13 protein-coding genes and 1 pseudogene are annotated in these 17,835 nt (G+C 70.2%); 3 read left to right on the top strand and 11 right to left on the bottom strand.

Going from position 1 to position 17,835, the window contains the following annotated elements; all coding sequences use genetic code 11:
* Nucleotides 1-111 precede the first annotated feature (111 nt).
* Both OG289_RS27275 and OG289_RS27270 read right to left on the bottom strand, forming a co-directional pair.
* Nucleotides 112-855 carry a hypothetical protein gene (locus OG289_RS27275; protein WP_327316656.1) on the bottom strand — a complete coding sequence of 248 codons (744 nt, stop codon included), beginning with the start codon at nt 853-855 and terminating at the stop codon, nt 112-114.
* Entirely contained in the window at nt 852-3,602 is a 2,751-nt protein-coding gene (locus OG289_RS27270; RefSeq protein WP_327316655.1) for a CHAT domain-containing protein, read from the bottom strand. Before OG289_RS27270 ends, OG289_RS27275 begins: the two co-directional genes overlap by 4 nt.
* 230 nt (nt 3,603-3,832) lie before the next feature.
* On the opposite strand from OG289_RS27270, the gene OG289_RS27265 reads away from it, so the two are divergent.
* Nucleotides 3,833-4,657 carry an SDR family oxidoreductase gene (locus OG289_RS27265; protein ID WP_327316654.1) on the top strand — a complete coding sequence of 275 codons (825 nt, stop codon included), beginning with the start codon at nt 3,833-3,835 and terminating at the stop codon, nt 4,655-4,657.
* Between the two features lie 108 nt (nt 4,658-4,765).
* On the opposite strand, the gene OG289_RS27260 is transcribed toward OG289_RS27265, so the two are convergent.
* The 3 genes from OG289_RS27260 to OG289_RS27250 form a co-directional block, all read right to left on the bottom strand.
* Nucleotides 4,766-6,187, bottom strand: coding sequence for a sensor histidine kinase (locus OG289_RS27260; protein WP_327316653.1), 1,422 nt, complete (start codon nt 6,185-6,187; stop codon nt 4,766-4,768).
* Nucleotides 6,184-6,924 carry a response regulator transcription factor gene (locus OG289_RS27255; protein WP_327320818.1) on the bottom strand — a complete coding sequence of 247 codons (741 nt, stop codon included), beginning with the start codon at nt 6,922-6,924 and terminating at the stop codon, nt 6,184-6,186. The genes OG289_RS27260 and OG289_RS27255 overlap by 4 nt, the downstream gene beginning before the upstream one ends.
* Nucleotides 6,925-7,264: 340 nt before the next feature.
* The gene (locus tag OG289_RS27250; RefSeq protein ID WP_327316652.1) at nt 7,265-7,681 is read right to left on the bottom strand and encodes a peptidase; all 417 of its coding nucleotides are present in this window, start codon (nt 7,679-7,681) and stop codon (nt 7,265-7,267) included.
* 707 nt (nt 7,682-8,388) lie between these two features.
* On the opposite strand from OG289_RS27250, the gene OG289_RS27245 reads away from it, so the two are divergent.
* Both OG289_RS27245 and OG289_RS27240 read left to right on the top strand, forming a co-directional pair.
* On the top strand, nt 8,389-10,362 hold the full coding sequence (locus OG289_RS27245; protein WP_327316651.1) for a glycoside hydrolase family 97 protein: 1,974 nt from the start codon (nt 8,389-8,391) through the stop codon (nt 10,360-10,362).
* Between the two features lie 474 nt (nt 10,363-10,836).
* Nucleotides 10,837-10,983: a hypothetical protein gene (locus tag OG289_RS27240; protein ID WP_327316650.1), complete on the top strand. Its 147-nt coding sequence runs from the start codon at nt 10,837-10,839 to the stop codon at nt 10,981-10,983.
* Nucleotides 10,984-11,011: 28 nt separating this feature from the next.
* Here the strand turns inward: OG289_RS27240 and OG289_RS27235 are convergent, their stop codons facing one another.
* From OG289_RS27235 to OG289_RS27210, 6 genes and pseudogenes are all read right to left on the bottom strand, one after another.
* Nucleotides 11,012-11,581 (bottom strand): CGNR zinc finger domain-containing protein, encoded by a 570-nt coding sequence (locus tag OG289_RS27235; protein ID WP_327320817.1) that lies wholly within the window; start codon nt 11,579-11,581, stop codon nt 11,012-11,014.
* 61 nt (nt 11,582-11,642) lie between these two features.
* Nucleotides 11,643-11,837: a hypothetical protein gene (locus OG289_RS27230; protein WP_327316649.1), complete on the bottom strand. Its 195-nt coding sequence runs from the start codon at nt 11,835-11,837 to the stop codon at nt 11,643-11,645.
* Between the two features lie 65 nt (nt 11,838-11,902).
* On the bottom strand, nt 11,903-12,964 hold the full coding sequence (locus tag OG289_RS27225; protein WP_327316648.1) for an alpha/beta fold hydrolase: 1,062 nt from the start codon (nt 12,962-12,964) through the stop codon (nt 11,903-11,905).
* Nucleotides 12,965-13,419: 455 nt separating this feature from the next.
* Nucleotides 13,420-15,051, bottom strand: a pseudogene (locus OG289_RS27220) (IS200/IS605 family accessory protein TnpB-related protein).
* 254 nt (nt 15,052-15,305) lie between these two features.
* The gene (locus OG289_RS27215; protein WP_327316646.1) at nt 15,306-16,046 is read right to left on the bottom strand and encodes a hypothetical protein; all 741 of its coding nucleotides are present in this window, start codon (nt 16,044-16,046) and stop codon (nt 15,306-15,308) included.
* A complete protein-coding gene (locus OG289_RS27210; protein WP_327316645.1) occupies nt 16,043-17,680 on the bottom strand; it encodes a serine/threonine-protein kinase in 1,638 nt (545 codons plus the stop codon). Before OG289_RS27210 ends, OG289_RS27215 begins: the two co-directional genes overlap by 4 nt.
* Between the last annotated feature and the right edge of the window lie 155 nt (nt 17,681-17,835).

The following is a 17,835-nucleotide window of genomic DNA, read 5'->3' as shown; positions in this document are numbered from 1 at the left end:
AGCTGAGAGCGCGAGTTCGATTCTCGTCACCCGCTCCATATGAAACCCCAGGTCAGTGGCCTGGGGTTTGTTGTTGTCCAGTCCAATTCGAGGCGCTGATCACGCTCCGCCTCAGGCGCCGCTCGTACGCGAGGCGGCCGTCGTGTTTCCGTCCCGGGGGTCGGTCCGGCGGCGCAGGTCGATGGTTCGCAATGTGGCGGGGAGGTCTGCCCGGTAGGGGATCAGGCCGAAGCGGCGGTGCTTGATGGTTGCTGCCACCGTCATGTGGGCCCGGACGGGAGCGCCGGCGGCGGCCTTGACGATCAGGGTGAAGGTCTCGTCGCCGATCAGGGGGTGACGACTGGTCGCCTTGACGCGCCATTCCGGGTCGCTGTCCCTTTCGCCCATTCCGATGACGAAGAGTTCCTCCCGGCCTTGGCCGGGAGTGACTTCGAGCGTTGATTCGACGATCGCAAGTTTGGCGCTCAGTGCAACGGTGGTGGCACGCTCCACCGGGTGAGAGCGCTTCTTGGGAGAGACCGACCAGGCGATCGGCTGTCGGTCCGCAGGCTCACCGGGGGACTCCAGGAGCACGCCGACGGCAGCGTCGGCGAAAGGATCGCCATTCGCCGGTGGGCGGAAGGCGCACGTGAGGCTGAGGAGGAGATAGTCGCTGTGCGGTGCCTGCGCGGTCAGGAAGCCGAGCCATGCCGCCTCGCCTGCGGCTGCCTCCTCCGCCGTCAGTGGGTGGACGACGGCGGTGCTGAGCGACACCCGCCCTTCGACGCGATGCTGCGGTGCAGGCGACTGCAGCCGGGGCACCTCCACCAGGTCGATCTCGTGGAGCGGGGTCAGGGGCAATTCCAGGTGGGTCACGAGGCAGCTCCGTGGTTCGAATCCGAATGGCGCCAGTCACCGATGAAGCAGAACGCGCCCCAGTCCCGGAAGGCCGGATGTCGGGTGCGGACGGCCGACTGCGCGGCACGGAAAGCGGCCCGCCGGTCCGGTGTCCGCGCGAGGCACTCGTAGAGCCTCCCGAAGAACTCCGTGGCCACCTGTGGGTGGACCGGCCACAGGCATCCGATGACGGCCGAGGCGCCGGCGGACAGGAACGCGGCGGGCAGGCCGCGCAGATTGTCGTTGACGTCGAACCGGCCCAGGGCGGATTCGCAGGAACTCATCGTCACGAGTTCGACGCCCCGCAGGTCGGCCTGAAGGATGTCGTGGGCGAAGACACGACCGTCGTTGTCTGCATCCGGCGACAGGAACAGGCACTGGTACCACGACGCCCACTCGTTGTGCGCCCCGTGCGCGGCCACGTGGACGTACCGCGCGTCGGCGAGTTCGCCGAGCAGTCGCCGCGGTGTCGCCGCGGCTCCCAGCACCGCGTGACCGCCCATCGCCGCGGCGACCTGGACGGCGTGTGTCTCCAGGGCGTCCTGCGCGAGGAGCCCGTGCCGGGCGCCCCCAGCCGCGGACGCGAAGGCCACGAGCCCACGCCCGGACGGACGGTGGAGGCCGGGTGCCTGCGTGCGGAGGAAGCCCAGGCTCGGTACCTGGGTGACGGTCCAGTCCTCGGCGAGGGGACGGCCGTTGACCTCCAGGAGGTGGTAAGGGAGGTAGTGCAGCGGGCCGTTGGGCCAGATGCACAAGTGCCGCTTTCCCTGGGCCCGCCAGCCGTCCAGCGAAGCGGTGAAGGCCGCCAGATAAGGGACACTGTCGTCCCTGAGCTGCCCTTGTGCGTCACGGCTGACCGGCCGGTGCAGCGGGTCCGCGACGACGGCTTGTCGTAGGGCAGCGACGTGAAAGACCACCGGGTGGGCGGAGAGAGTGTGCCCCGCGCGCATGAAGCGAATGAGCCCGGCTTCGAAGTTAGGCAGGAGCACGGTGTGGTGCTCCATGTCGTCGCGGGTCACCGCCATGCCGGACAGCGAGGTCACCGGCGCCTCGGTGCCGTCCCGTTGGGTGTGGCCGAGATACAGCGAGAGCAGCACCGTGTCCTCGGTCAGGAGCGCCTGCAACTCGTCGGGGAACATCATCGGCATACGGTCCATACGGTCCATGCGGCCGGAGGCGAGGAGTTCCTGACTGATCCACCGGTCCGCGGCACGCTGCATGTTGCGGTGCTCCGTCTCGGCGTCGCCTCCGGGCTCGGACTCGCCGGTGCCCACGTAGAAGAGCATCGCCTCGTCGGGGCCCGGCAGTTCGGGCTCGCTCAGCGGTCCGGACAGCCGCGATTCGTCCGCCTTGATGCGGGCCAGCAGCCGCGAGAGTCGTGCGGAGGGTGTGAACGGGCCGGGCCGCCCGGTGATGACCGTGAAGTCGATTCCCTTGGCGGCCTGGTGAATCGCCATCATCAGACCGTACGAGATGGCGGGGCCGCTCAGTTTGACGATCAGCCGTTGATACAGGTCGCGGAGCTTCCAGCCGATGACCTCGTCGACGCCGCCCCGCAGCCACACGGCGGCGGGGATCAGTGCCGCCACGGCCGCGCCGGCGCTGCCCTCGTCGGCCGCCAGCGCACCGCGCAGTGCGGCATCGAGGCTGTTCAGCGCCATGTCGGTCTGGCCGCACAAGGCGTAGGCGGCACTTGCGTCGGCGAAGTGACGTGCGGCGACGGCCTCCTGTCCCGTCGCCGATGTGCGCAGCCCCATGTCGTACGAGAGCGTGCCGTCGAGGTAGTCGAGTGCCTGACGGTAACGGCCGCACAGCTCCGGAGCCAGCTCCCGCGCCTCCGCCATGAGAGCGCGGCCGATGTGTTCCTCGTCGTTTCCGCGGGCATGCGCTGCGAGGTGGATGAAGGTCGCCGCGCGCTGCTCGGGAGGCCAGCCGTCCCGGTCCGCGATGGTGCGGAGTTGTCCCGCGGCCTCCTCCACTCGCATCGGCCCCGGGGAGCAGCGCAGACGGTTGTCAGCCAGACAGTGCACTTCACTGACCCAGCGGCGCCGGCGGTAGGAGTCCCCGGGCAGGTCCGGCAGTTCGCGGTCGGCGGCCTCGATCAGCTGGAACTCCAGGTCGGGCCGGCGGGCCTCCTCGGCGAGCGTGAGCGCCTCGGCGAAGGCGCTCGCGGCCTCCCGCATCCCCTGCCGGTCCCGGATGGCGGCCAGCGGCAGGGGCAGCACGTCCTGAACGTCGCCGGGCAGCGAGAGCTCACCCAGTAAGCACAGGACTCTCAGCAGGTACAGATGGGTGAGGGGATCCTCGACCGGATCCAGCACGTCGAACGCCTCACGGGCAGCCGCGCGCATCTCCTCGTCGTGCGACTCCTGTCTGAGACGGGCCACCATGGACAGGGCCTCGGCCAGCGCTTTCAGGACACGCCCCCGCTTGTGCCCGTGCGACAGGTCGGCGGCCTCACGCAGATATCGGACCGCCTCCCCGGCAGCGACCACTGGAGGAGGCATTTCCGCGGTTTCCGGGGCGACGGAATCGTCGGGGATCGAGCGGTGCCGAGCCTGGCGTTCGCGCCACAGATCGTGGGCCGACTCGAAGGTCAGTCCCGACATGTTCCCCAGATACGGGCTTACGCGCAGCAGCCCTGCGGCGAACAGTGTCTCCGCAAGTTCGGCGACGTCCTCGGCGCGGCCGCTGTCGCGCAGCACGGCGATCTGTTCGTCCGCCACGGCACAGGCGCGACGGAAGAGCAGCCCGTCGCTCGGTACGCCGGTCGAGTCCGGACGTCACTTGGTCACCGGGCGCCACATGTGAAGACATCTCTGTCCTCCAGTTGTCATACGTGCCTCGCCGGCGCAAGGCGGCGTACCGAATCGACCCTGCGGCTTATCTTGATACTCGGTCTCAGTACGATGTACGGTCGCCTCATAAGACTTCACTTCGAACGGGAGTGCTTCCCATGAGCAAGATCTGGTTCGTCACCGGCTCCTCGCGCGGCTTCGGCCGCCAGTTCGTCCAGGCGGCCCTGGAGCGCGGCGACAAGGTCGCGGCCACCGCCCGCAACACCGACTCCCTGGCGGACCTGGTGGCCGCCCACGGCGCGGCGATCCTGCCGCTGAAACTGGACGTCACCGACAAGGCCGCCGCATTCGAGGCCGTCACGCGGGCGCACGAGCACTTCGGCCGCCTGGACGTCGTCGTCAACAACGCCGGACACGGGCTGTTCGGTGCGGTCGAGGAACTGACGGAACAGCAGGTCCGCGGCCAGATGGAGACCAACTTCTACGGCGCCCTGTGGGTCACCCAGGCCGCCCTGCCCCTCCTGCGGGCCCAGGGCCGCGGCCACATCGTGCAGATCTCCACGGTTGGCGGCATCGTCTCCTTCCCCAACCTGGGCGGCTACAACGCCTCCAAGTGGGCCCTGGAAGGCCTGACCGAGGCCCTCGCCCGGGAGGTCGCCGACTTCGGCATCAAGGTCACCCTGGTCGAGCCCGCCGGCTTCGAAACCGACTGGGCCGGCTCCTCCGCCACCTTCGCCGCCCAACTGCCCGCCTACGACCAGCTGCGCGCCGCCGTGGCCGCCGCCTGGAGCGAAGTCGAAACCGGCGACCCGACCGCAACCGGCCCGGCCCTGCTGAAGATCGTGGACGCCGACAACCCGCCCCTGCGGGTCTTCTTCGGCACCGCCCCCCTCCACCTCGTCCCGCAGGCCTACGCCGAACGACTGAAGACCTGGGAGGACTGGGCCGACATCTCCACGCAGGCCCAGGGCAACGCGGCCTGAACCCACGCCCCGGTGGTGACCCCGACCGGCACTGCCGGGGCGGGAAGCCGAGTCCCGACGACACCTGCCGGCTGAGGGCGGTGCTCGATCAGGCGACCGACACTTCGATCAGCGTGCTGGTGCTGTTGCCCGTGCTGATCGAGGTGATCCGCTCCCGTCTCGCAACCGCCCGCTGCCCGCCGGGCGCAGCCGTACGCGGGCGTCCAGCCCGGTGCGGGGGGCGGCGTGCAGGGTGATGGTGCCGCCGGAGGCGTCGACGAGGTGGCGGACGATGGGCAGGCCGAGGCCGGTGCCGTCGTGGTGGGAGTCGGAGGCTCGCCAGAAGCGGTCGAAGGCGCGGGCTCGCTCGGCTTCGCTCATGCCTGGGCCCTGGTCGATGATGTGGAGTTCGGCACCTGGGGCGCGGTGGAGGGTGATGGTGGTGCTGGGCGGGGAGACGCGCAGGGCGTTGGCGACCAGGTTGTCGATGATCTGCTCCAGGGCTCCCGGGATCGCCCAGACCTGGCCGGCGGGAGGGCCGGTTACGTCGATGGCGACGTACTGTTCGGCCGCGAGCGGTTCCCACATCGCGGCGCGGTCGGCGACCACGGCGTCGAGGTCGACCGGTTGGGGTGTGGTGGCCGCGTTCTCCAGGCGGGCCAGGGCGAGCAGGCCTTGGACCATGCGGCCGAGTCGTTCCACCTCGCCGACGGCCTCGTCCAGGCTGCCGTGCGCGCGGGGGTCGAGGTAGGGCTCGAAGTTCTCCAGCCGCAGCCGTAGCGCGGTCAGCGGGGTCTTCAGCTGGTGGGAGGCTTCCGAGGCGAAGGCCTGCTGTGCCTTGAGCAGATGCTGCAGACGCGTGGCGGTGCGGGTGAAGGACGCGGCCAGGCGGCGCAGTTCGGGCGGGCCGGTGGTGGCGTCCGGTGGGTGGGTGAGGTGTCCCCCGGCGAGCTGGGTGGTCGCGGACTCCAGGGTGCGCAGGGGGCGGGTGATCCAGCGGGCCAGGGTGAACGCCACCAGTGCCACAGCGGCGAGGACGCAGACCCCGGCCAGGGCGAGAGCGCCCCAGATGCGGTGCACCCGGGCGGTGACCTCGGCCATGGGGTAGGTCAGGCGCAGGGTGCCGCGAATGGTGGTCCCCGATGCTCCGGGCATGGTGGCCGCGAGTACGTCGTTGCCGTCGGTGTCCTGCGTGGTGGTGACGGTGGGCTGGTTGTTCAGGGCACGCCCGATGTCCGGCTCGGCGGAGAGATCGATGCCGGTGCGGCCGGCGGGGTCGGAGTCGGCGAGGACGACTCCTTGCTTGTCGGTGACGACGACACGGCCGCCGGTGCGGGCGGCGTAGTCGCCGACCACATCGGGCAGTGCCTCCAGGTTTCCCTTCTCTATGTCCTCCTCGGTGACCTCGGCGAGCATGGAGGCGTCGCGTTCCACGCTTTGGGAGGTTCGGGAGGTCTCGCCGCGCCCGTAGACGTATCCGAGGGGAATCTCCAGCCCGGCCAGCACGAGCAGGGCCAGGCCGAGGTAGCTGAGCAGCAGGCGCCGGGTCATCCGGCCCCCTCGGGGCCGGCGTGGTCGCCGGGAACGGTGAGGCGGAAGCCGACACCGCGAGCGGTGGTGATCCATCCGGGGTCGCCGAGCTTGCGGCGCAGGGCTGCGACGTGGGCGTCGAGGGTCTTGGTGGGGCCGAAGAAGTGCGGATCCCAGACGGTGTCCATGATCTGCCGGCGGGAGTACACCGTCCCCGGATCGTCGGCGAGATGGGCCAGCAGGTCGAACTCCCTTGGGGTCAGGGCGACCTCGCGGCCGTCGAGGTGGACCTCGCGCGTGCGGCGGTTGAGGGCAAGCGGGCCCAACTGCTGGGCACCCGTGACCGGCTGGTCTGCTTCCGGTGCCGACCCGGCTTGTTGTCCGGCCGACGGGTAGGCGGGAGCACCGGCGCGGCGGGCGACCGCGCGGATGCGGGCGATCAGTTCCCGCACGCCGAACGGCTTGGCGAGGTAGTCGTCCGCGCCGAGTTCGAGACCGACGATGCGGTCCGCTTCCTCACCCCGGGCGGTGATCATGATGATCGGTACGGCGGAGCGGGCGCGCAGGCTGCGGCAGACGTCCAGGCCGTCCATGTCGGGCAGGCCGAGATCGAGCAGGACCAGGTCCGGCGAGGCGGCTGCGTCGGCCAGTCCGGCGGCACCGGTGCGGACATGGTCCACGGTGAAGCCGTAGCGTCCCAGCCCTTCGGTGAGGGGGCCCGCGATTCGGTCGTCGTCTTCGATGAGCAGCAGCCGCATGGCGACAGGCTCGCACAGCTGTGCCAGGGGAGTTGCAGGGTTCACGGGAAGCCGCCTGGGACCTGAGAGACGTAACGGACGTGAGCGACGGAGGGTGCCGTCCGGCCGACTGGCACGGGAGGACGGTGTCGGCCGGACGGCGGTTGCGGGGCGGTGACGACGCCGACCGGGGAGTCGGTCGTCGGAGCGGTCGTCACCGTCCTCGCGTCCTCCGACCGGTTCTGGTGCGGGCGGCAGCGGGGCAGGGACGGCTGTCGTCCCGGCTTCCGAGGACGATGCGCAGGTGTGCTCGGAGTCGGGCGGCATAGGCTTCCCCTTCCGGCGGTTCAGGCGGTGGCCGTCAGCCGGCGTTCTCCGTCTCCTCGGTGCCCTCCTTCTTGGTGTCGGAGACCTTGAAGGACTTGTCGAGGTAGACCTCGATCGACGTCCCGTCCGCCTGCTTCACCTCCACCGCGTACATGCCGGGCTTCTCCGCGTCCTCCTCGGACTTCACGACCGTGCCCGGGTACGCGGCCAGCGCGGCAGCCTCGGCCTTCGTCTTGATGTCGCCGGTCAGCGGCGGCTCCGGCTTGTCGTCCGTGTCACCCGCGGCCTCACCGGCCGCCTCGGCACCGCCCGCGCTCTGAGCCGACTGCTGGGTGTCGGCTGCGTTCGAGCTGCCGGAGTCGGAGTCCGAGCCGCCGCCACAGGCGACCAGCGCGAACATCAGCACGGCGGAGGGAGCGGCCAGCAGGGCACGACGGGGCAGTGCACGCATCGGGGTGTCTCCAAACACTGGGGGATCACGAGCGGGTTCGGAGGCCTTCGGAACCCGACCTCCTGGGGATGACGACGACCCTAGGAACCCGCTGTTGAGAGACAGCCCAGCAAACAGAGAGCGAGAGACCAGCAGATCGCCAATCTTTCGCCAGGCCGCCCATGTGCTCTCGGACGCTCGGCCGCAAGAGCGCAGGAACGGGAGACGGACAGTCTTCCGAGGGTGAGTGGCGAACTTGGCAAGCCCGCCCGTGGCGGCTGGCACCGACGCCCGACACCAACAGCCCCGTACAGCGGTGGTCGGCGCCGAACCCCGACGGACGGTCGGCCGAGGCTCACGACCGGTCGACCCACGGCGCCGTGCAGGGGGAATGCTCGCCCGGCAGACGGGCCGCAACGGGGGTGCCCGGAGGATCTTCAACCGAACGAGGACCGAGCCGGCGCGGACGAAGCTCGAGCGGCTTGCCCGGTTCGCATCCCACGCGTCGCCGCGGTCCCGGAGTTCCTGCGCACCCTCACGGCTCGCGGCCACCCCTTCGTGACGGTCCGCCGCCTGCGCGCGTCCCTGTCATGTTCAGGGGTGTCGGGGATCTTGACCCACGTTTGCCCGGGGCGTACGTTCCCCACGCAAGTAACCGGTTACTACCAAAATTCCGTTCGCTGCTGGGCGGGTGCCGACGCGATCCTCGAAGGAGAGGTCCCTTCACGATGAGAACCGCAGGAGACCAGGAAGAACCCATCGCGGACAGAGGCGGCCGCTCGCAGGCGCTGTCCCGTCGGGGGATGCTCAAGGGCGCGGCCGCCACCGTCGGGATGGCGGCGGTGGGGCTCGGCACCACGCGGCCGGCCTACGCGGCGGATGCCCCGGTGAGTGCCACCGCACGCATGGGCGGCACGTCCATCACGATGTCGGTGGTGGACGGAGCGCTCCGGTGGTCGGCCGCTCGGGGCGGCAAGACGGTGATCGACACCTCTGCCCTGGGCCTCAGGCTGAGCGACGGGACCGTCCTCGGCAGCGACGTGACGGTGATCGAGAACCGGCGCTGCACCGTCCACGACACGTGGTCCCCGGTGTACGGACGCAACGCGACCGTCACCGACCTTTACCAGGAGCAACGCTGGAGCCTGAAGGACACCGCCTCGGGGATCCGCTTCGGCGTCCAGGTCCGCGCCTACAGGACCGGCGTCGCCCTCCGCTACGTCCTGCTCGACACCGGCACCGGCACCGGCACCATCGCCGACGAGCTGACGACCTTCGTCTTCCCGGACGACACCCTCGTCTACAGCGCCCGCGACGAGAACGCCTACGTCCCCGTCGCCCCCGACGCGATCCCGTTCACCGGTACGTCGAGCACGGACCAGGGCACTCTGACCGACCTACCGCTGACCGCCACCCTGTCCAACGGGTTCATCGCCTGCATCTGCGAGTCCTCAAGGGTGAACTTCCCCCGTCTGATGCTCAGTTCGGTACCCGGGCAGCCGGGCGCCCTCTCCGCCTTCCTCATGGAGCACACCGCCCGCGGAACCGGCTCGGTCGACACGACCACCACGGTCACCACTCCGTTCGCCACGCCGTGGCGCGCGGTGGTGATCGGGTCCACGCACGCCGAACTGCTCGACAACGCCGAGTTGGTGCTCAACCTGGCCCCGGAGAGCGCCCTCACCGACACCTCGTGGATCAAGCCCGGCAAGGTCTTCCGCTGCGAGCTCAGCACCGCCGCCGGCATCTCGGGCGTCGACTTCGCCGTGGCCCGCGGTCTGGAGTACATCGAGTACGACGCCGGCTGGTACGGGCCCGAGTTCACCACCCCTGACGCGACGATCCCGATCGCCGCGATCGACCTGCCGTCCGTCATCTCGTACGCCGCGGGCAAGGGCATCGGCGTCTTCCTCTACGTCAACCGGCTCGCGCTGACCGACGCGGACTCGCTGTTCGGCCTCTACAAGAGCTGGGGCGTCGCGGGCATCAAGCTCGGCTTCATCAACGACGGCACCCAGGCGATGACAGACCAGATCATCGACTGGGCGAGGACGGCCGCCGAGCACCGGCTGCTGATCGACATGCACGACGACGTCCGGCCGTTCGGCTACGAGCGCACCTACCCGAACTGGATCAGCCTGGAAGGCGTACGGGGCAACGAGCAGTTCCCGACCGCCACGCACAACGTGACGCTGCCCTTCGCGCGCAACATCGGCGGCCCGCTGGACTACACCATCTGCTACGGGCAGTCACGCGACAAGACGACCAACGCCCACCAGATGGCGATGGCCGCGGTCTATTACCAACCCCTCAACTTCCTCTTCTGGTACGACAAGCCGTCCAAGTACGCCAACACCGCGAACTGGCCCGGACTGCCCTGGTTCAACGCCGTACCCACGACCTGGGACGAGAGCAGGACCCTGGCCGGCTCGATCGGCGAGTACGTGGCCGTCGCCCGCCGCAACGACTCCACCTGGTACCTCGGGGCGATGACCAACGAGACGGCCCGGACGCTGTCGATCCCGCTGTCGTTCCTGGGCGACGGGACCTACACGGCGACCGTCTACGCCGACGGCACGCCGGGAACCAGCCCGTACCGGACCCCGGTAGTGGTCAGCACCCAGACCGTCACCTCGGAGACCACGCTGGACGTGGCCATGGCCGACGCGGGCGGCCAGGCGATCATCCTGAAGCCGAACTGACCCCGGCAGAAGGAAACACCTACCGACTCGGCCCCGGGACCCATGCGTCCCGGGGCCGAGCCCGGCTGTCCCCACGGATTGCGCACACGACGTCTCCTGCGCGGGCAGCACCCGACCCGCATCCAACACAGGTGCGCCCAGGTATGCGCGTGCTGGCGGAGGACCCAGGTCAGTGAACGGTCGGAGGCCCTCGTCGTGCTCCATCGGGCAGCTACCGTCCAAGCCTCTGCACACCGCCCGGGTGGGTCTCTCATCCGCCGACTGCCGTGGTGCGGGCCGTCATCCCGGCCGCTTGATGGTGGAACGCTATGAACGCCGAGGCGATCACTGCCCCTTGGGGGCTCTGTTCCTGCGGGTCGGGCGGTCCCGCCGCGGCGCACGGACGATCGCGACCGAGCTGATGTGCCAGTGGCAGCAGCTCGTCCGCGGCATGCGCGCCCTTCAGGCGAACGGCCTGGCGTCGCCTGCCCTTGAGTGGAGCGGACGGCCGCCGCGCTGCTGGCGGGCGTCCAGGGAGGCGTGACCATGATGTCCACGGGCGACTCGACCCGCCTCAAGGCGGCGATCGACACCGGGATCGAGCACCTACGGGGGACGGCGGACGAGGCGGTACGGGCCTGACGGCGCCGGGGCCGGCGCCGCGGACCGGTCAGTGGGCCGCCGCGGGCGTGGTCTTCTTGCGGGCGCGGTACGCGGCTGCCTTGATCTTGTTGCCGCAGGACTCCATCCCGCACCACTGCCGGCGCGCGCCGCGCGAGCGGTCGATGTAGGTGCGGGTGCACTCCGGGTTGCCGCACTCCTTGAGCAGGGGCACGTCCGGACCGCTCAGGAGCTCGATGGCGTGGCGCGCCACCATGGAGAGGGCCTCTTCCGGCGTTGCCTGCGTCCAACGTCCCGACGGAGTGAGCTGCGGCACCGCCGGTGGCTTGCGCGCCGCGTTGTTGACCACGGTCAGAGCCGCCCCGTCGTAGGCCTCCCCGAGCCGACGGGCGGTGACCAGTTGGTAAATGGCTTCCCGCACGGTCGTCGCCGGCTCGACGTCGGCCTCCCGAGCGGGGGAGACCGCATCGACGATGCCGGACTCCACATACCATGCGTTCAGCCTGTCCGGCGTCGCGAACATCTCGAAGCGCACCGAACGGCGCGCCCGGAGTGTGGCGGCGAAGTCGAGCGCCGGGTTTCCGCAGACGAATACATGGAAGGCACTGTCGAGGTTCACGTCACCATTCTGACAGGTGACCGAGACGGTGGGCAAGCTTCGCCACCTCGGCCGCTCCGACTCACAGGCCCAGGTCGGCGGCGAGGCAGGAGAAGGACATCCACGATCGCTCGGGGTTGTGGTCGTATCGCGTTGGGTCGAGCGGCGTGGCCGTCTTCTCCTCGATCATGTCCTCGCGGCGGATGCGCTCGGGCAGCCTGCCGAACCGCGCTCGGCGCGCCGCCGCGGCGCCGTCCGTGATGTTCCTGCCTTCCATGGTCGTACTCCGTTCGGTTTCCGGTGGGACGGGACAGTCACCTGTCAAGAAGGTGACCACGAGCATCAGAAACGGTCTACGTCGATGACGGCCCGGGCGAAGGCGGTGGGCGCCTCCTGGGGCAGGTTGTGTCCGATCCCCGCGAGGGTGCGGTGCTCGTACTCGCCCGTGAACCTGTCCCGGTACGAGGAGCCGTTGCCCGGGGCCGTGAAGGGGTCGCGTTCGGGGTCGAGGGTGACGGTGGGCACCTCGATGAACGGCCGCGTGGCGAGCTGCCGCTCGAGTCCGTCGTAGCGGCGCTCGCCGTCGGCGAGGCTGAGCCGCCAGCGGTAGTTGTGGATGACGATGGCCGCGCAGTCGGGGTTGTCGAAGGCCGCCGCGGTGCGCTCGAAGGTGGCGTCGTCGAAGTCCCACGTCGGGGAGACGGTGTCCCACACCAACCTGGTCAGGTCGTGACGCAGGGTCCTGTCCTCCATGGCGAGCCGGCCTCGCTCGGTGGCGAAGTAGTACTGGTACCACCAGGTGTGCTCGGCCCGCGGTGCGATCGGATCGAGGTTGACCTCGCGGTTGGTGATCAGGTAGCCGCTCACCGACACCAGGGCCTTGCAGCGCTCGGGCCAGAGCGCGGCGATGATGTCGGCGGTGCGCGAACCCCAGTCGAAGCCGGCCAGCACGGCCTTCTCGATCTTCAGGGCGTCCATCAGGGCGATGATGTCGAGCGCGATGGCCGACTGCTGAGCGTTCCGGAACGTGCGGCCGGAAAGAAAACGCGTCGTGCCGTGGCCGCGCAGATACGGGACGATCACCCGGTAGCCCTCCTCGGCCAGCAGTGGGGCGGCATCGACGTAACTGTGGATGTCGTACGGCCACCCGTGCAGGCAGATGACCACGGGGCCGTGGGCGGGGCCCAGTTCGGCGTAGCCGACGTTCAGCAGGCCGGCCCTGATCTGCCTCAACCGCGGAAAGGTGCTGTGCGCGCCGGGCGCGACGGTGGGGACCGCCGGTGCCGCGGATACGCTCCGGGGGGTGGCGAACGCGGCCTGCGGACCCTGCGGGCCGATCAGTGAAACGGCGGCCGCGCCCGTGCCCAGCCCCAGGACCTTGCCGAGGCCACGCCTGTTGATCATGTGAATCCCTCCGAGTCGTCACGTGCGCCGACCTGCGTGATGACTGACCGTCGCATAAGTTTCGTCACCGGTCAAGAAGGTGACGGCGATGGGCCGAGCACGTTCGACTTCTGCGTCTTGGCGGCTCCATCGCGCACCAAAGGCCTTCAGGTTGAGCTCAAGCCTTCATAATCGTCACCGTCTCGACCGGTGACAACTGAGCTGTAAGCATCAAGTCACCACCTGAACAGGTGACGCAGAGGCGGCCCATCCGGAGTTCGATTCACGAAATGGAGAGCAGCCATGGCAGTCAGCTGCACCGCCGTTGTGAACGTCGCAGAGCCGCGGCATGGCGGCGGCAGCGGGCCGCTCACCGACTCGTCGTCCCGGCCTGGCTCCTCGGCCAGTTGCGCGCCACCAGGCCCCAACTGAGAGCGCGAGTTCTATTCAAGTCACCCACTCTGCGAGAACCGTTCCTAGAGACTGAGCGGGAGTGAGTCCTGTCGCCAGGTCTCATGCTCGGCCGAACGCCCCGGACGGTGTTGGGCGTTCTGGTTGCCCGCGTTCGCTCCGCGTCCGGGCGGCACGGATCGTGTCCGTGGTCCGGGGATGCGGGGGCGGGTTCCCTCACGCCCAGGAACCCCCGGTCGGGCCTGGACGGTCCGATGCCCCTGCTCATCACTCCGGTGAGCAGGGGGCGGTGCCGTCCGTCGCCGGATCGGGTGTCCCTGGGCGCGCCTTCCGATCGCCACGGCAGCGGCATCGTGGCGAGTGGTTGTGCAGGTTGTCGTGGTGAGGGGGTTCTGCCAGTGCTGGGCGCCCCAGCGGCTGGTGTAGGCCGGGTCGACGGCGATGACCGCGATACCCGTGGCGTCGGCCATCGAGGCCAGCCGGGCGCGGAGCTTCCCGGTGGGCATGCCGGAGATCAGCTGCCGGAAGCGTTTCCTGCGGCCGTGTTTCTCCCGGGTCTTCTCCGCGGCGAAGTCCAGATCCTCCACCGCGATCGCCTTCACACCGCACGCGCGGGCCCAGTGCAGGAGGCGGGTGAGGGCGTGGCGGACCTGGGCATCCCGGTGCTGGGCGGTACCGGTCAGGCCGTAGAAGAAACGGTGCGGGGCGCCAATCGGGTTGCCGTGGATGTCCAGGCGCCAGGCGGCCAGATGGTCGACGTTCATGTCGACGCCGATCACGCCGTGGGCGAGCGCGGCCTCGAGGGGGAGGGTGGGGGTGGGCGGGATCTGCCAGGAGGCGGTCACATACCAGCGGTCCCGGCCGGTATTCAGGTGGATGCGGTAGGCGATCGCCCGGTTGGCCGCGACGCGGTCCGCCCACTCGGCGCCCCGGTGCGCGAACGTGACCCGGCAGGCCAGGACGTACCGTCCGTGCGGGGCGTTGGCCAGATGTGTGAGCGGCGCGGGGAGTTTGATGCTCACCTCGCCGTCGGGGCCGACGCGGATCGTCTCGTTGCCGTAAAGCTTGCCGCACTCACCGTCCGCCTGGCAGAACCAGCGTTCCGCCTCCCAGCGTCTCCGCCATCCGGACTCGGTGAGCCCGGCCGCCTCCAGGTGGTGCCGGGCACGGACCAGACGTTTGCCGCCGCGTACGACGTGCACAACTCCGGCCTCACGGTCGGCCCGCGCCGCAGCCAGCCGGTCTTCCAGCACCCGCAGCCGCCGGGCCTTCGCATGCCACTGGCGCCGCGACCGGTACCCCCCGGACGCCTTCTTCGTCCCCTTCTGCCCGATCGGCAGGGACAGCCGGTGCGTCAGCGTGCGGATGCCCGCTTCCAGATTCTGGAGGTGCGCCGACTGGCAGCGGCGGGCCAGCGCCCACTGGTCGTGCGACGCCTTGGTGATCGCCCCGGCCCAGCGCGACGACGAGAGCGGCGTCAGCTCCCGCTTACGCACCGCCCACGCCTCGCCGGAGTGCGCCAGGCCGTCCCGGCAGCGCGCCTTGAGATCCTCCGAGGCCAGCGACCCCAGATGCGCACCCACCAGACGCAGCACCTTCTCATCGTCCGACGCCAGGTCCTTCAGGCGGGTCCGAATGGCCACACCAGACGGACCGGACGCGACGAACGACGGCGCCAAATCCCTCAGCTCACCCACCCCGTCACCCCCCCGCCCGATGCCACGCGACGCCCCCTGTCACCGCGTCCAACGAGCAGTTCCCGCAGAAGGTCACGCATTCGGTGCAAGAACGTCAGTTCCCTCCTGAAAACCGACACTACGGCCAAGGCACGCGACACGACACCCACCACCGGCACTCACTCCCGCTCACCAGAACCCTCTTCAACGCACTTCAGCGGCAGCAGCTCCAAACCCCCCGGGTCATGGACGTGTGGGTTCTTGCTGACGGCCGGTCAGAGGCAGTGGTACGTGAAGTGGGTGGTGACCGTGCGCTGGGTGGGGGTCAGGAGGCGCAGTTCGACCCGTGCCGTGTAGCGGCCCTTGCCCTGGAAGGTCCACAGCAGGTGCAGGTGTGCCTGTTTCTGGCCCCGCGCCACCACTTCGCGCAGGACGCCCGAGGCGGTGCCGTCGCTTCGGATCCACCGGTAGGAGAGCGTGCCCGGCCGGCCGTTCGTGGCGACGAGGCCGACGACGTCCGCGGTGTCGTCGCATCCCAGAACCGTCGGCGGGGCCGTGACCGCCACCGAGCGCACCGCGACGGACGGCCCGAGGCGCTGCCAGGCGAGGAACGCGATGACGGCGACCAGCACCAGCGCGGGCAGAGCGTGTCTGCGCAGACGGCGGCGCGGGGGCGCGACGGGCGGCGGCACGGTGGGCAGCGTCCTGTGGGTACGGTGCGCGACGGCGGCGGCGGTCACCCCCGGGCCGAAGCGCAGCACCGTGCCTTCGGTGCGATCCGGCCGCGTCGGCGGCGTCGGCGTCGGCAGGGTCTCCGTGGAGGGCGGCCCGACAAGAGTGTCGGTACCGTCCGGCTCGGGCCTCTGGATCCAGTGACTGGCCAGCACGGTGGCGCTGTACTCATCGTCGGCCGGGCCGCGTTCGTCACTCCGGGTGTGTTCGCCGGTGGGGCCGAGCACCTCGGTGGGCTCGCAGTCCTCGGCAGGCGCGGGACCACGGTCGTTCTGAGCGGTCATCGGATCTCACACCGCCTGGTCAGGAGTTGCTGCGAGGCGCCGCCGTCGGCGGCGGCCGGAGTGGTCGTGGCCTGCACCGCCCAGTAACAGCCGGTGCCTTGGAAGGTGTGGCCGACGGTGAGCGTGTACTGGGTGGCGCCGCTGCGCTCGAAGGTCTGGGACGCGCCGTCCGGGTTGCCGAGCTGTCCCCCGGTGTCGCCCGTGAACCACGAGACGGTGACAGAGACCGGCCCGGTGCCGTCCGTGTTGATGACCATGGTCGCCGTCGCGGTCGTGGAACCGGTCTGCTGGAAGCCCGACACCGCGATGTCCTTGACAGCGGGAGCGGTCGGCGAGGCGGGGGGAGCGGTCGTCGGCGTCGCCTCGGTGGTCGCTCCTGCGGGCGTCGTCGTCTCCTCGGCCGGAGCCGTGGTGGCGGACGCCGACGGCCCGCCGGAACCGGTGGTCGCCGGACCCGGGGACGACGGGCTGGGCGACACGGTGGACGTCGGCGGTGGGGACGAGTGGGCCGACGCGGTCGGAGTGCCTGGCCCTTCCGACTCCACGCCGGGCTGGGCACTGGTGGTGGCCAGGGCATCAGCCACCTGCCGCGGAGCCGCTCCCGGGGGGTGCTGGATGCCGTAGGACAGGAGGATGCCCAGGAGCACGGCCGCACCGGACACGAGCATCCCCGGTCGGCCGGGCCGCCACGACCGCGCCCAGCCGTGGCCTGGTTGCCGGGTCAGGACGGTGCGCGCGTTGTCCGTGGTGGTCCGCGAGGTACCGCGGGCCGAGGGCAGCAACAGCGGCAGCAGGGCCACCAGCGCGGCCAGCCGGCCGCGGCCGCGTTCCTCCCAGTCGGGCCCGTATGCGGCGCCGGCGGCCGCCTCCAGTTCCGAGACGAACGCCTCGGCGTGCGTGGGCCGTTCCTCCGGATCCTTGGCCAGACCGCGCCGCACCAGCTCCCGCACCGCCTCGGGAACCTCCTCGGCGGGGACGGGCGCGTCGACGTGCTGCAGCGCGAGTTCGGCGAGATTGTCACCGGTGTACGGCTTGTGGCCCGTCAGGCACTCGAAGAACGTGGCGGTGGCCGCATACACGTCCGCCGAGGGAGAGGCGGGCGCGCCGGTCCACTGCTCCGGGGCCATGTAGGAGGGGGTTCCCGCCGCTCCGGCGCTGGTACCGGCGTCCGCCGCGATCCCGAAGTCGACGAGCTTGGAGGATCCGTCCGGTACGACCAGGACGTTCTCCGGCTTGTAGTCGCGGTGGACGACGCCGACGCGGTGCGCGTCGGCCAGACCGAGCAGCGATCCCTTCAGGACCACGAGCGCGGCCTCGGGATCGAGCGGGCCCTGTCCGGTCAGCAGGGCCCGCAACGAGACACCGTCCACCAGCTCCATCACGATGGCCGCGCCGTCCGGGCTCTCGACGTACTCGTACAACACGGAGACGTACGGGCTCTCCAGGCCGCCGAGCAGCCGCGCCTCCGCCCTGAACCCGTGCACGAAGCCCGGCCGGGTGCGCAGTGATTCGCTGAGGTACTTCACCGCGACCGGAACGCCGGTCTCCTCGTGCACGGCCAGTACGACCCGCCCGCTTGCCCCTGATCCAAGTTCCAGTGACTCGGTGTATCCGGGCACCGCCCACGTGCTCATTCCGACCCCCCAAGGTCGCCGTGCCACCGGAGTCTCACCCGCTCGGGAGCTTCACCCTCTGGCCACGCGTTGAGAGACACATTTTCGGCCACTGCGGTTGCGGTGCGGCGCCATGGCTCGCGAAGGGATTGAGCATGGCGACCTCGTCATGCTCG

The organism is Streptomyces sp. NBC_01235, from assembly GCF_035989285.1.
In the GTDB taxonomy this organism is placed as follows: Bacteria; Actinomycetota; Actinomycetes; order Streptomycetales; family Streptomycetaceae; genus Streptomyces.
The sequence above is the reverse complement of the archived record's forward strand: the minus strand, read 5'-3'. Positions and strand labels throughout refer to the sequence as shown.

Coding starts and splice junctions, on each gene's coding strand:
- OG289_RS27250 (WP_327316652.1), bottom strand. CDS start 7,681: ATGCGTGCACTGCCCCGTCGTGCCCTGCTGGCCGCTCCCTCCGCCGTG.
- OG289_RS27260 (WP_327316653.1), bottom strand. CDS start 6,187: ATGACCCGGCGCCTGCTGCTCAGCTACCTCGGCCTGGCCCTGCTCGTG.
- OG289_RS27215 (WP_327316646.1), bottom strand. CDS start 16,046: ATGACCGCTCAGAACGACCGTGGTCCCGCGCCTGCCGAGGACTGCGAG.
- OG289_RS27225 (WP_327316648.1), bottom strand. CDS start 12,964: ATGATCAACAGGCGTGGCCTCGGCAAGGTCCTGGGGCTGGGCACGGGC.
- OG289_RS27210 (WP_327316645.1), bottom strand. CDS start 17,680: ATGAGCACGTGGGCGGTGCCCGGATACACCGAGTCACTGGAACTTGGA.
- OG289_RS27245 (WP_327316651.1), top strand. CDS start 8,389: ATGAGAACCGCAGGAGACCAGGAAGAACCCATCGCGGACAGAGGCGGC.
- OG289_RS27265 (WP_327316654.1), top strand. CDS start 3,833: ATGAGCAAGATCTGGTTCGTCACCGGCTCCTCGCGCGGCTTCGGCCGC.
- OG289_RS27230 (WP_327316649.1), bottom strand. CDS start 11,837: ATGGAAGGCAGGAACATCACGGACGGCGCCGCGGCGGCGCGCCGAGCG.
- OG289_RS27255 (WP_327320818.1), bottom strand. CDS start 6,924: ATGCGGCTGCTGCTCATCGAAGACGACGACCGAATCGCGGGCCCCCTC.